8 protein-coding genes and 6 pseudogenes are annotated in these 13,183 nt (G+C 56.7%); 11 read left to right on the top strand and 3 right to left on the bottom strand.

The features are described from left to right. Positions 1-13: 13 nt before the first annotated feature. Positions 14-748: pseudogene (tsaA, locus tag FDY98_RS16855) on the bottom strand (tRNA (N6-threonylcarbamoyladenosine(37)-N6)-methyltransferase TrmO). 140 nt (positions 749-888) lie between these two features. Here tsaA and FDY98_RS16850 point away from each other — a divergent pair. Further along, positions 889-1,413, top strand: coding sequence for a GNAT family N-acetyltransferase (locus tag FDY98_RS16850; RefSeq protein WP_022522121.1), 525 nt, complete (start codon positions 889-891; stop codon positions 1,411-1,413). Between the two features lie 3 nt (positions 1,414-1,416). On the opposite strand, the gene nadC is transcribed toward FDY98_RS16850, so the two are convergent. Further along, on the bottom strand, positions 1,417-2,271 hold the full coding sequence (gene nadC / locus FDY98_RS16845; protein ID WP_027958661.1) for a carboxylating nicotinate-nucleotide diphosphorylase: 855 nt from the start codon (positions 2,269-2,271) through the stop codon (positions 1,417-1,419). A gap of 106 nt (positions 2,272-2,377) precedes the next feature. On the opposite strand from nadC, the gene ampD reads away from it, so the two are divergent. The 9 genes and pseudogenes from ampD (at position 2,378) to FDY98_RS29650 (ending at position 11,748) form a co-directional block, all read left to right on the top strand. After that, on the top strand, positions 2,378-2,959 hold the full coding sequence (ampD, locus tag FDY98_RS16840; RefSeq protein ID WP_022522123.1) for a 1,6-anhydro-N-acetylmuramyl-L-alanine amidase AmpD: 582 nt from the start codon (positions 2,378-2,380) through the stop codon (positions 2,957-2,959). 405 nt (positions 2,960-3,364) lie between these two features. Then, positions 3,365-6,035, top strand: a pseudogene (aceE, locus tag FDY98_RS16835) (pyruvate dehydrogenase (acetyl-transferring), homodimeric type). Positions 6,036-6,093: 58 nt separating this feature from the next. After that, a pseudogene (gene aceF, locus FDY98_RS16830) lies at positions 6,094-8,120 on the top strand (pyruvate dehydrogenase complex dihydrolipoyllysine-residue acetyltransferase). Between the two features lie 272 nt (positions 8,121-8,392). Beyond that, positions 8,393-9,046 (top strand): adenylate kinase, encoded by a 654-nt coding sequence (adk, locus tag FDY98_RS16825; RefSeq protein ID WP_009287421.1) that lies wholly within the window; start codon positions 8,393-8,395, stop codon positions 9,044-9,046. 215 nt (positions 9,047-9,261) lie between these two features. After that, complete coding sequence (locus FDY98_RS28425; RefSeq protein WP_340147111.1) at positions 9,262-9,480, top strand: hypothetical protein; 219 nt, start codon at positions 9,262-9,264, stop codon at positions 9,478-9,480. Then, positions 9,441-9,887: a tRNA threonylcarbamoyladenosine biosynthesis protein TsaB gene (locus FDY98_RS28420; RefSeq protein WP_340147008.1), complete on the top strand. Its 447-nt coding sequence runs from the start codon at positions 9,441-9,443 to the stop codon at positions 9,885-9,887. The genes FDY98_RS28425 and FDY98_RS28420 overlap by 40 nt, the downstream gene beginning before the upstream one ends. Beyond that, positions 9,881-10,589: pseudogene (locus FDY98_RS16815) on the top strand (class I SAM-dependent methyltransferase). The gene FDY98_RS28420 and the pseudogene FDY98_RS16815 overlap by 7 nt, the downstream one beginning before the upstream one ends. 39 nt (positions 10,590-10,628) lie before the next feature. Beyond that, entirely contained in the window at positions 10,629-11,030 is a 402-nt protein-coding gene (locus FDY98_RS29655) for a phospholipase D-like domain-containing protein (RefSeq protein ID WP_442907988.1), read from the top strand. A 179-nt stretch (positions 11,031-11,209) separates the two neighbouring features. Continuing rightward, positions 11,210-11,748 (top strand): annotated as a pseudogene (locus FDY98_RS29650) (phospholipase D-like domain-containing protein). 140 nt (positions 11,749-11,888) lie between these two features. Here the strand turns inward: FDY98_RS29650 and FDY98_RS16805 are convergent. Next, positions 11,889-12,437: a YecA/YgfB family protein gene (locus FDY98_RS16805; protein ID WP_340147007.1), complete on the bottom strand. Its 549-nt coding sequence runs from the start codon at positions 12,435-12,437 to the stop codon at positions 11,889-11,891. A gap of 63 nt (positions 12,438-12,500) precedes the next feature. Between FDY98_RS16805 and FDY98_RS16800 the strand changes: the two are divergent. Then, a pseudogene (locus tag FDY98_RS16800) lies at positions 12,501-13,048 on the top strand (SprT family zinc-dependent metalloprotease). Positions 13,049-13,183: the final 135 nt, after the last annotated feature.

Here is a 13,183-nt window from a genome sequence, read left to right as displayed (position 1 = left end):
CGGCGCGTCAGATTTATTGCTCGGCGTAAGGTTCGATAGCCATCACCTCCAAGGTGGTGGCTTCGCCATTTTGGCGAGGGCAAAACTTAACGTCCACGTCGCGCAGACGTACGCCGTAAAGACGCTCAGAATCCCTGTCCTTTTGTTTATAGGCGGGCCTGGGGTCTTGGCTGAGTACCTGCTCAATTAATGCCAGCAGTGTGGCGCTGTCGTGGCGCTGAGCAAGCGTATCCAGTGCCGCTTGATGAAAGGTGACGTCCATGAGTGGCGGTGTTTCAGGGGCGAAACCGGCCAGTGCGTTAGGCTCGGATTCGGCCCAGGGCAGGTAGGGTTTGATATCAATCACTGGGGTGCCGCTGACTAAATCGCAGCCCTGGAGCTGCAGCGTAACGCCGTGCTGGGTGTCGATACCGACTAATCTCACCAGTGAGAGCCCCAGGCGGTTAGGGCGGTGGGTGCTGCGACTGGCAAAAACCCCCACCTTTTTATTGCCCCCAAGCGCGGCGGCCTTACCAGCGGCGACCAGCGCTCAGGGCTTTGATGAAAAATAAAGCTCAGCCACAGGTGGCTGAAGTCTTCCAAACCGCGCACCGCGAGTGGGTCGTTGTAGGGCGCAGTGAGTACAAGCCGGGCATCGGCCGCGGGGCGAGCCCGGCTGGCGGGGAATACCGAATTTATCGGGGTAGTCGCTAACCACATGACCAATGGGCGTCAGCGTAAAGTGCTCGCTGTTAGGGGCATCGTCCATCACACTGCCTTCTGCTGGGGTTGATTCGCGTAGAATTGATCCAAGTAGTATAAAGCAGGCCAATGGCTTAAGCGTGACCAAATGGGGCGTGATCGAATGTGTCTTGATCAAATGATAGCTGAACAGCTCAGAGGTGACGCATGACCAATACCGAGGAGCAGCAAGCGCCAACCAGTACGCGAATAACCTATCGCGCGGCGCTAGCACGGGATGCCGCCGACCAAGCGGAAGTGTTTTATCACGCTGTTATGCAGGGAGCGGCCACGCATTACACGCTGGATGAGCGGCGTGCGTGGGCCAATGCGTTGCCCCGCGAAGGCAGTGCATGGGGAGTGCGCCAAGCGCTCTACACAACCCTAGTGGCTACCTGTGATGGTCGCTGCGTGGGGTTCCTGGAGTTGGATTTAGTCGCTGGGCGGGTTGAAACACTCTACGTATGGCCCTCATTAGCCGGTCGCGGTATCGGTACCACGCTGCTGGTACATGCCGAACGGCTGCTGCTTGAGCAGGGAAAGGGGCAAATCGAGATAGAGGCGAGTTCAATGCTCTATGAGCGCCTGCTGCGCCGTGGTTGGAAAAACCACGGCGAGGAGTGGGTCGAGCGAAGCGGGGAGCGACTGCTGCGTTATAAACTTTCCAAATCGCTTAATGCTGTTGAAACCTAATCATCAAACGCTATAGCTGCGGGTAATGCGCATGGAAAGATCGATCGAGGCGATGTCCTTGGTCAGTGCGCCGCTCGATATACAGTCAACACCGGTATCGGCAATTGCCCGCAGGGTGGCAGCATCCACATTGCCTGAAGCTTCCAGGGTGGCTCGGCCGCCGTTAATTTCCACGGCAACGTGCAGGTCTTCGATGGCGAAATTGTCGAGCATGACAATATCAGCTCCCGCGGCCAATGCCTGATCCAACTCTTCAAAGGTTTCTACCTCGACTTCCACGGGCAGGTCGTTGGCTAACTTGCGCGCTTGCGCAACCGCCGCTTGAATGCCTCCACAGGCGGCAATATGGTTCTCTTTGATCAAAAACGCGTCCCATAGGCCAATGCGGTGGTTGTGGCCGCCGCCGCAGGTGACCGCATATTTCTGCGCCAAGCGCATGCCGGGCAGCGTTTTACGCGTATCAAGCAGGCGAACGCCGGTGCCTTCAATCAGGTCGACATATGCGCGGGTGGCGGTGGCGGTGGCAGACAGCGTTTGCAATACGTTAAGCGCCGCTCGCTCGCCGGTAAGCAGGACACGGGCGGGGCCTTCCAGGGTTAAGAAACACTGCTCAGCCTCTAGCTTATCGCCGTCAGCGGCGTGCCAGGTCAGACTTACCCGACTATCCAAGCGGCGAAACAGCTCATCTACCCAGGGTGCGCCACACAGCACTGCGGCTTCACGGGTAATTACGTCGGCGCTGGCCCACTGATGTTCAGGGATCAATTGCGCGGTAATATCACCCGGGCCAACGTCTTCTGATAGCAAGCGAGCAGCGCTGGCGCGGATTTCTTCAGCAAGAGCGGATTGATAATGCATGGCCGTGGATTCCCTGAACGTCGTCTTCGATGACGGGCATTGTAGTGAAAAACAGCGGTGAAAGAGAACAGAGAAAGAAAGCGCTAACGTAAAGGAGCCCTTGCCAGTGGAAAATAAACAACCCCTTGACGGGTGGTGGGAAAGCGCGCGTAAAGTCGTTTCACCGAACTGTGACCCTCGGCCCACCGGTGAGGTGTCGTTGCTAGTGATTCATGCGATCAGTCTTCCGCCTGGTCAGTTTAGTGGTAATGCTATTGAAGCGCTATTTACCAATCAATTGGCGGTAGACGAACATCCATTTTTCGCCGAAATTGCCCACTTAAGAGTCTCCGCACACCTGCTTATCCGTCGCGATGGTGAGTGCGTGCAGTTTGTTGATACAGATCAGCGTGCTTGGCATGCTGGGCGCTCCAACTGGTGGGATGCTCGCCAGCTAAGCTGGCGAAAGGCGCTCAACGATTTCTCGGTGGGGATTGAACTTGAAGGGGATGACGTTACCCCCTATCGCAAAGCACAGTATGACACTCTGGTGGAAGCAGTGGTGTGGCTAATGGCGCGCAACCCTCAGCTAGATAGCAGTCGTATTACCAGCCATGCCCATGTGGCGCCGCTGCGCAAAACGGATCCTGGTCCGGCGTTTGATTGGGCGTATTTCCAGCAACTGCTGACATCGCGTGTTGAGCGTTAGCGGTTCGATTACGTTTTTCCCCGTGTGCTAAGTATTTCACTAATAACGCAATAAAACGGTAGTTTAATTACATCGGATGACTATTTGGTCGCAATGGCAAATGCTCTATGAATTGCTTATGTTGCAGTGCAATAGTTTGTTTTCGATAGGCTTTTCCGCTGCGACGGAATTGGCAGCGTGGCGACTTTGAGGTATCTTCGCCTATACAAAAGGCTAACTTCTAAGAGAATTGTGTAGCTTTACTACATCAATAGTTACGTAGCTTGTTGAATGTAGAGCTAAAACCCCTATCCGGCGTTTAATCACCGGCTGAATGTTGGCGCGTGGTGTAGTGCCACGCCGCCGCCCCAGGCCCTTCAGGGTAGCGGGGATTTTTGTCATTTATCGTCATTCGGAGAGACCTCTATGAGTCTGGAGACAAGAGAAGATCTCGATCCGATCGAAACCACGGAATGGATTGATTCCCTGGAATCGGTATTGGATCGTGAGGGCGAAGATCGTGCCCGCTACCTGATGACCCGCCTGGCGGATCGCCTGCGCCGGGACGGCATGAAGGTGCCCTTCTCGGTGACGACCCCGCACCGTAATACGATCCCGGTTCACCGCGAAGCACCGATGCCTGGTGACCTGTTCATGGAGCGCCGTATCCGCTCCTTGATCCGTTACAACGCCATTGCCCAGGTGATTCGTAATAACCGCGCCAAGCCGGGCCTGGGTGGCCACATTGCCAGTTTTATGTCCTCGGCTACCCTGTATGACGTGGGCTTTAACCACTTCTTCCGCGCGCCTCAGGGCGATTTTGCCGGTGACCTGATTTATATTCAGGGCCACGTAGCACCGGGCATCTACGCACGTTCCTATTTGGAAGGGCGTCTATCGGAAGAGCAGATGGACAGGTTCCGCCAGGAAGTCGATGGCGATGGCCTCTCTTCCTACCCGCACCCGTGGTTAATGCCGGACTACTGGCAGTTCCCCACGGTCTCCATGGGGCTGGGCCCGATTCAGGCTATCTATCAAGCGCACGTGATGAAGTACCTGCATCACCGTGAGCTGAAGGATATGTATGACCGCAAGATCTGGTGCTTCATGGGCGACGGCGAGTGTGACGAGCCGGAATCCCTGGGCGCCATTTCACTGGCTGGTCGCGAAAACCTCGACAACCTGATCTTCGTCATCAACTGTAACCTGCAGCGCCTTGACGGCCCTGTGCGCGGCAACTCGCGGGTGATGGACGAGTTCGAAGGCGTCTTCCGTGGTGCGGGCTGGAACGTGATCAAGGTCGTCTGGGGGCGTCACTGGGATCCGCTGTTCGAGAAGGATAAGAAAGGCATCCTTCAGAAACGCATGGACGAAGCGGTCGACGGCGAGTACCAGAACTACAAAGCCAACGGCGGCGCTTACACCCGTGAGCACTTCTTTGGCAAATATCCAGAAACCGAGGCGATGGTCAAAGACCTCTCCGACGAAGATATCTGGAAGCTCAACCGCGGTGGCCACGATCCGTTCAAGGTTTACGCGGCGTATAACGAGGCGGTTAACACCTCAACGGCAAGCCCACGGTCATCCTGGCGCACACCGTTAAAGGTTACGGTATGGGTAGCGGCGATGGCGAAGCGGCCAACGAAGCGCACCAGGTCAAGAGCATGGAGTATGAAGCGCTCAAGACCTTCCGCGATCGCTTCGGTATTCCGTTAACCGACGAGCAGCTCAAAGACGTGCCGTACTACAAGCCGGAAGACGACTCTCCCGAGCTCAAGTACATGCACCTGCAGCGTGAGCGTCTGGGCGGCTACCTACCCAGCCGTCAAAGCGACTTCGAGGCCTGGAGATCCCCAGCCTCGAAGACAAGACCTTTGCCTCGCAAATGGGCGGCTCGAAAGGGCGTGAAGTCTCGACCACCATGGCGTTTGTGCGGGTGCTTAACGGCCTGGTCAAAGATAAGACGCTGGGCAAGAAGGTGGTGCCGATTATCCCTGACGAAGCGCGTACCTTCGGTATGGAAGGCATGTTCCGTCAGTTGGGTATCTACACCTCGGAAGGTCAGAAGTACGAGCCGGTGGATAAAGGCCAGATCATGTTCTACCGCGAGGATCAGAAAGGGCAGATCCTCGAAGAGGGCATTACCGAAGCCGGCGCCATGTCGGCCTGGATCGCCGCGGCGACCTCCTACAGCAACAACAACGTCACGCTGCTGCCGTTCTACATCTACTACTCGATGTTTGGCTTCCAGCGTATCGGCGATCTGGCCTGGGCGGCGGGTGACCTGCAAGCCCGTGGCTTTATGGTCGGCGGCACCGCCGGGCGCACCACGCTCAACGGCGAAGGCCTGCAGCACCAGGATGGCCACAGCCTGATTCAGGCCTCCACCATCCCCAACTGCCGCAGTTACGACCCGACCTATGCCCATGAAGTCGCCGTCATTCTGCAGGATGGCCTGAAGCGCATGTTCACCGACAAGGAGAACTGCTTCTACTACCTGACGGTGATGAACGAGAATTACGAGCACCCCGCGCTGGAAAATGTGCCCGCCGACGATATCGTTAAAGGCATGTACCTACTGCGCGAAACCAAGGGTGACAAGGGCCGCGTTCAACTGCTGGGCTCTGGCACCATTCTGCGCGAAGTGGAAGCTGCCGCTGAGTTGCTTGAGAACGATTGGGGCATCGGCGCCGACATCTGGAGCGTGACCAGCTTTAACGAGCTGCGTCGTGAAGCGCTGCTGCTGGATCGTGAAGCCTTCCTGAACCCAGACGCCGAGGCCAACAAGCCTCACGTCACACAGTGCCTGGAAGGGCGCGACGGCCCGGTGATCGCGTCGACCGACTACATGAAGCTGTATGCCGATCAAGTGCGTGCCTGGGTACCGGGTGACTACACTGTACTGGGTACCGATGGCTTTGGCCGTTCAGACACCCGCGAGAAGCTGCGCTACTTCTTCGAAGTAGATCGCTACTTCGTGACCGTGGCGGCGCTACGTGCGCTGGCTGAGCGTGGCGAGATTGATCGCAAGCAGGTTGGTGAAGCGCTTAAGAAGTACGGCATTGATGCCCATAAGCCTAACCCGCTGACTAGCTAAACCGCTGACCGGTGGGCGGTGGCCCACCGGCTCGATCCGATTTGGAAGGAGCGCGACCTTGAGTAGCGAAATCATCAAAGTTCCCGATATCGGCGGCGATACCGATGTCGAAATCATCGAGATTGCGGTGTCAGAAGGCGACGTCATTGAAGCGGAAGACACCCTAATCACGCTGGAATCCGACAAAGCCAGCATGGACGTACCGGCCCCGAAAGGCGGCAAGGTACTCAAAGTGCTGGTCAAAGAAGGCGATAGCGTCTCGGAAGGGGACGATATCGTTGAGCTGGAAGTCGAAGGTGGCGGCGACGAGCAGCAAGAGAGAGCTCGTCTGACAGCCAGCCTGAAGAGGCCCCAGCGAAGCAAGACAAGCCAAGAGCCGTCTCAAGAGAAGCCCGCGGCTAAAAAGTCAGCCGGCGGTAAGCAGACGGTGGATATCAAAGTGCCCGATCTCGGCGGCTCCGACAGCGTCGAAATTATCGACGTCGCGGTCAGCGAAGGCGATGAGGTTGAGGCCGAAGACACCTTGATCACGTTGGAGTCTGACAAAGCCTCCATGGACGTGCCCAGCCCCCATAGCGGTAAGATCGTCAGCTTTACCGTGAAAGAGGGCGACACGTGTCTGAAGGCGATGTGATCGGCCAGATGGAGATCGTCGGCAAAGGCGGCGACAGCGAAGACGCATCGGAAGAGAGCTCTTCTCCAGAACCGTCCTCTAGCCAAGCCAGTAGCGAGCCGGAAGAAACGGCTGAAGATGATCAGGAAGAGGCCGCCAGTGGCGAGCCGGAGCGCAAAGAGATTCGCGTACCGGATCTTTCTGGCTCCTCTGACGTGCCGATTATCGAGATCGGCGTAGCGGCGGGTGACGAAGTCAATGAAGAAGACCCGTTGATCACCCTAGAGTCTGATAAAGCCTCTATGGACGTGCCCAGCCCCTACAAAGGCAAGCTTCTTGAGCTGACCGTTAAAGAGGGCGACACCGTCTCTGAAGGCGATGTGATCGGCTATATGGAAGTGGCGGGTGCCAAAAAAGCGGCACCGAAAAAGGCCGCACCAGAAAAAGCCTCGCAGAGCAGTGACAGCAAGGACAGCGCTAAACCGTCTGAATCTCCGGGTACCCCCAGCCCGGAAGCACAGATGGCTGCCCATAAGCCCCGGGATGGCAAGCTGGTGCACGCCGGCCCTGCGGTACGCATGCTGGCTCGTGAACTAGGCGTCGACTTGGGACTCGTTAAACCCAGCGGCCCGAAAGATCGCGTGCTCAAAGAGGACGTACAGTCCTATGTGAAGCAGGCGATTGCCAATCAGGGTAAAGCCCAGCCAGGTGCGGCAGCCGCGGCTACTGGCGGCGCGGGTATTCCGCCCATTCCGGAAGTCGACTTCAGCCAGTTTGGTGAAGTGGAAGAGAAGCCGATGGGGCGTCTGCTCAAGATGGGCGCGACCAACCTGCATCGTAGCTGGCTCAATGTGCCCCACGTTACGCAATTCGACGAAGCGGACATCACCGAGCTGGAAGCTTTCCGCAAGGCGATGAAGGCGGAAGCGGAAGCCCAGGGCGCCAAGCTAACGCCGCTGCCGTTTATGGTCAAAGCCTGTGCCTTTGCGCTGCGTAAATTCCCGCAGTTCAATGTCAGTCTGAAGGGTGACGGTGAAACCCTGGTATGGAAGAACTACGTCCATATCGGTATTGCCGTGGATACGCCTGACGGTCTGATGGTGCCAGTAGTGCGCAACGCCGATAACAAATCCTTGATCGAGATTGCCAAGGAGATGGCGGAGCTAGGCAAGAAAGCCCAGACCAAAAAGCTCAAGCGTGACGAGATGACCGGTGGCTGCTTCACCATTTCGAGCCTCGGTTCGATTGGTGGCACGGCGTTTACACCGATCGTTAACGCGCCGGAAGTGGCTATTCTGGGCGTGTCCAAAGCGCAGATGAAGCCGGTTTGGGATGGGAGTGCCTTCCAGCCGCGCCTGATGATGCCGCTGTCGCTCTCCTACGATCACCGTGCGATCAACGGCGCCGATGCGGCACGCTTTACCGCCTTCCTGGCCGATGTGCTCACCGACATTCGTCGCTTACTGCTGTAATTGGTAGCGATGTGCTTTCACAAGCGGCGCCCCTAGGGGCGCCGCTTGTGTTTACTAAACGTAAATGCTGCCTAAACCTCTCGCAGGGCGACCAAAGTGGTAGATTTAGGGCATTTGGCTGTTTTAATTTAAAAAAATTGAAACAAAAGCGGGTTTCTCAGGCTTTTGGGGAGTTGTGTCGCTTGAGAGGCGCGGTTATTGTCAGTTAACAGAATTCACATACTCATTTTTCGAACTCTTTTTTCATACCAAGAACTTCAAGGAGCAGTGCCATGCGTTTAATCCTGTTGGGTGCCCCCGGCGCGGGGAAGGGGACTCAAGCTCAGTTTATTTGTGAGCAATTTAAGATTCCTCAGATTTCCACCGGGGATATGCTGCGCACGGCCATTAAAGATGGCACTGAGCTGGGCTTGAAAGTAAAAGAGATCATGAACAGTGGTGGCCTGGTGTCCGACGACATCATCATTGACTTGGTCAAAGAGCGCATCAGTCAGCCTGACTGCGAAAATGGCTTTCTGTTCGATGGTTTCCCACGCACGATCCCCCAGGCCGACGCCATGAAAGAGGGCGGCGTTAAGCTAGATCACGTGGTGGAAATTGCCGTACCCGATGAAGAGATCGTCAGTCGATTGGCGGGACGCCGTGTGCACCAAGCATCGGGCCGGGTTTATCACGTTGAGCACAATCCGCCCAAAGAGCCAGGCAAGGATGATGTGACCGGTGAAACGCTTATTCAGCGTGAAGATGACCAAGAGTCCACGGTGCGTAATCGCCTATCCGTTTACCACGATCAAACGGCCCCGCTGGTCGATTACTATCAGCAGTGGGCCAAGCAGGATCCCCAGAGCGCGCCCCAGTACCACCGCATTGAAGGCGTTGGCAGTGTGACGGATATTACCCGCCAGGTTAAAGAAGCCCTTAGCTGATAAGAGCCCTCAGTTGATAATAACCTTTAGCTGATTTTACGCCTTTGCCGATGGCCCGCCTAATGGGGTCATCGTCGTATTGGCGTGACAAAGGTATAATGCCGCAACCTTTCTTTCGAGTGGCCACTTGCTATGCCGTTACATCTGCTTGCCCTGGACACCTCTTCAAGCGCCTGTTCTGCAGCCTTACTGCGCCAGGGTGATTCGGGCACTGAGTGCCTGGCGCGCTTCGAGATGACGCCCCGCGCCCATACCGCAGGCTGCTGCCGATGGTGGACGAAGTGCTTGCCGAAGCGCAGGTAACCCCTTCCCAGCTTGATGCCGTTGCGTTTGGCCGGGGCCGGGTTCGTTTACCGGACTGCGTATCGCGGCGGGGGCAGCCCAGGGTTGGCGTTTGGTTTGGACTGCCCGTTGCTGGTGGGTGTCTACTTTAGAGGCGCTGGCCCTTCAGGCCCATCGTCGCTATCACCTCAGCCAACGTGGTGACGCCTTAGATGCCCGCATGGGCGAGGTGTACGCCGCGACGTGGCACTGCCTAAAAGACACTATTACTCCGATGAGCGCCGAGGCGGTGATGGCCCCTGAGTCGCTGCGTCTGCCAGGCGACGAAACCGACTGGGTAGGTGTAGGCAGCGGCTTTACGCTGTGGGAGCGCTTCACTGTCGATGTACAGCTTAGCATGCCCCAGCATTTGGATGATTTAGAGCCCCGCGCCGAAGAGATGGCGTGGCTGGCGGCGCGTGATTTTGCCGCTGGGTTGGGGCAGGCCGCGCACTTGGTTCAGCCGGTTTATCTGCGCAAACGACGTTTGCCTGGAAAAAGCCCGCATGAGCGATGTTGAGCGATGTTGAGAGCATCGTTCTGCCTGACGGCCTGCGCTTGGTGCAGGGCGATGAGGGGTTGGCGCTGGTCGGTGATGAAAAACGCTACGGCAAGCCGGGCTCAGCGTTGATTTTGTGGCGGGCAAGCGGCCCATCGGCGCCGCTTTGGTGGTGGGCGTGGTCAGCTGGTCGCAAAGGCCTGTGGGCTTTCCAAGGCGTGACGCCCTGCATCGTTGATGCTACGGCAGGGTTGGGGCGGGATGCGTTTGTATTGGCCAGCCTAGGTGCCCAGGTGTTGTTAATTGAGCGGGTTGCAGCGATTGCAGCGCGCTGGAGGATGGCCTGAAACGTGCCTCCAGGCATAGCGATACAGTGGATATTGTTGCCCGCATGACACTGCGTCATGGGGATGCGGCTCAATTCCTGGCTGAATTGGTTGCCAGTGCTCACTTTTCACCGCAGGTGATACACCTGGATCCGATGTTTCCCCATCGTGAGAAATCAGCGTTGGTGAAAAAAGAGATGCGTCTGTTCCGCGAGTTGGCTGGTGATGATAACGATGCCCCGCGATTACTAGAAGCGGCGTTGGATGTGGCCACTCATCGCGTGGTGGTTAAGCGCCCCCGTAAGGCGCCGCCTATTGCGGGGCCAGTGCCGCAACATACCCTTGAGGGTAAAACAGCCGCTACGATCTGTATGTACATCGCTCATTAGCACGGTAGCTCGTTAGTGTACTTATCAGTGGCTAACAAGGAGCACCCATGCAGAACGCGTGGCGAGAAGGTAATCGATTTACGCTGCTGCCGGAGGCCTCACGCTTTCTGCCCGCTATGTTTGAAGCGGTGCATAATGCGCGGCACTATGTGCTGGTAGAGCTCTACTTGATGGAATCAGGGGAGCTTGCAGATCAAGTCATTGAGGTATTGACTGATGCAGCGCAGCGCGGTGTTCGCGTCTGTTTACTGCTGGATGGCTATGGCTCGATGGGCCTCTCCGGGAGTGATCGCCAGCGCCTGAAGCAGGGCGATGTTCAGCTGCGCTTTTTTAACCCCATTGGTTTCCACTCTTTAGCGCTGAACCTGAGTCGTGACCATCGCAAAATAATGGTTATTGACGGCGAGCTGGCGTTCACGGTGGCTTTGGCGCGGTGGATGAGTTTTTGAATGCCTGGTACGAAATTGCCCTGCGTATTGAAGGGCCGGTGGTGGCCGATTGGGAACTGCTGTTTCGGCGCCTATGGCATTCGCGGCTGACCCGCGTCGAGAAGGGCGATAGACGTGCGGCGGCTCTCCCAGAGCGTCGTGAGCCTCAGGCGCTTGCCAATGGCGTGCCTGGACGGGCGATGTCGGCGCGTGGCTATCGTTATCAAGCGATTCGCCACTCATTGCATTATCGGGTCAGCCAGGTAAATGAACGACTCTGGTTATGCACACCCTATTTTGTGCCCACCTTTGCCCTGCGTCGGCGTTTGGTTCGGGCGGCTCGCAGAGGGATAGACGTACGCTTACTGCTACCGGGGGCAAAGCATGATCATCCCAGCGTTCGCTTTGCCGGTCAGCGCTTTTATCCACCATGCTCAAGGCTGGGGTGCGCATTTTTGAGTTTCAGCCGACCTTTATCCACGCTAAATTTGTGCTCGCCGATGAGTGGGTGAGCATTGGTTCGTGTAACTTTGACCACTGGAATCTGCACTGGAACCTAGAGGCAAACCAGGAAGCAATGGATCCGAAGCTCGCGGCGGACGTGCGCGAACTGTTCGAGCGAAACTTTGCCGCCAGCCAGGAGGTAGACGCCGCGGCTTGGGCGGCGCGCCCCTGGAGGCAGCGCGCCCGTGAGTGGATCTATGGCGTGCTGGATGCCATGGTAACGCGGCTTAAATAGTGTCTACGCTAAGTATTTAGCCTAAGCACCTAGCGCTTTTTACCTTTTGCAGGCGTTTTTTTTACGCGGTTTGGGTTTGGGCGTTTCCGGTGGCACGCGGTAATGCAGGTAAAGATCCAAAACCAGTTCCGGCAACTGCACTACAGCGACTCCTGGCGTTCTTGATCTTTAGCCAGCTCGGCCAAGTCCGGCTCATCGTCGAACAGTCCGGAGAGCAGCATAAACGGTAGCAGCAGGGCGGCGGCGGCCTCTTCATCGTCCTGGAACCAAGCGCTCTCGTCGCTGAAGACGCCTTCCATAAAGCCCGCACACCAGTCGCCTATAGGGGTTTCCTCGGCGGGTTCTCCTCCCAACGTTAGTTCAAACGGCAGTTCCGGTAAGCCGCCTTGCTCGAGTACCGCCACCGCGTTGTCGCGTAACAGTGTGAGCAGGGTAATAATCTCATCACGCTCGGCGTCATCGGCGTAGCGAGGCTCACCCTGAAACAGCTCAGTCAGCCACTGGGTCGCCGGTACTTCGCTGGGTGCCACGGCAAGGGCCACTAAAAAGCCATGGGTGGAAATAAGATCCAGGGCGTCTTCATCCACTTGATCCGAGTCAAGGAAGTCGTCCAATCTATCCAACTGCTCATCCTCGAGCAGTGGCTGCGGTGGCGTGTTCGTTTCAGGCGTATCGCTGCGCTCTGCCATGAGTAAAGCCTCGTTAATACAAACGTTCATCAATGGTTACCTATAACGGCTAGTTTATCACTAATGAAGACGTCACCACTGCCTCCTTGGCCTGCCACTGAATTGGCGGCTATGTCGGAAACAGAGTTGCATCAGGCCGCGCGAGTTCGCGTCGAACAAGCGTGGCAGCGCTGCTGTGAAGTGTGCCCAGCGCTGCCAGCCCCAAATGTGTGGTTTAACCTGCGCGGCGCTTCGGCCGGCCAGGCGCATCTTGGCCACGGCGGGTTACGCTTGAACCCGGTGTTACTGAGAGAGAACCGCACGGCGTTTTTTGATGAGGTGATTCCCCACGAAATGGCTCACTGGCTGGTGTTTCATTTGGACAACGGCCCGCGTTTAAAACCCCACGGCCGCGAGTGGAAAACGGTCATGCGCGACCTTTTTGGTTTAGTTCCCAGTGTTACCCATCGGTTGATATTAAGCAGGCGCAGTCCGCACCTTATCGTTACCAATGCGATTGCCGCTTTCATCAATTTACCCCAAGACGTCATGCTTTAGTGGTAAACGGGCGTCATTATCGTTGCCGACACTGCGCTAAGACCTTGGTCTACAGGCCGGAAGTCGTCTCGTGATTTGTTTATAAATGTTGTTTTTTAAATAAAAAATGATAATACCAATGTCTAAAGGGAAGCCTGCGCGAGGAGGTTTATGCTAGGGGAACATTAATGGCAGCCGATACGCCCGATAATGGTCAATAAGCCCATAAA

The sequence above is a fragment of the Halomonas sp. PA16-9 genome, from assembly GCF_009728585.1.
In the GTDB taxonomy this organism is placed as follows: domain Bacteria; phylum Pseudomonadota; class Gammaproteobacteria; order Pseudomonadales; family Halomonadaceae; genus Vreelandella; species Vreelandella titanicae.
The sequence above is the reverse complement of the archived record's forward strand: the minus strand, read 5'-3'. Positions and strand labels throughout refer to the sequence as shown.

Coding starts and splice junctions, on each gene's coding strand:
- FDY98_RS16850 (WP_022522121.1), top strand. CDS start 889: ATGACCAATACCGAGGAGCAGCAAGCGCCAACCAGTACGCGAATAACC.
- nadC (WP_027958661.1), bottom strand. CDS start 2,271: ATGCATTATCAATCCGCTCTTGCTGAAGAAATCCGCGCCAGCGCTGCT.
- adk (WP_009287421.1), top strand. CDS start 8,393: ATGCGTTTAATCCTGTTGGGTGCCCCCGGCGCGGGGAAGGGGACTCAA.
- FDY98_RS29655 (WP_442907988.1), top strand. CDS start 10,629: ATGCAGAACGCGTGGCGAGAAGGTAATCGATTTACGCTGCTGCCGGAG.
- FDY98_RS16805 (WP_340147007.1), bottom strand. CDS start 12,437: ATGGCAGAGCGCAGCGATACGCCTGAAACGAACACGCCACCGCAGCCA.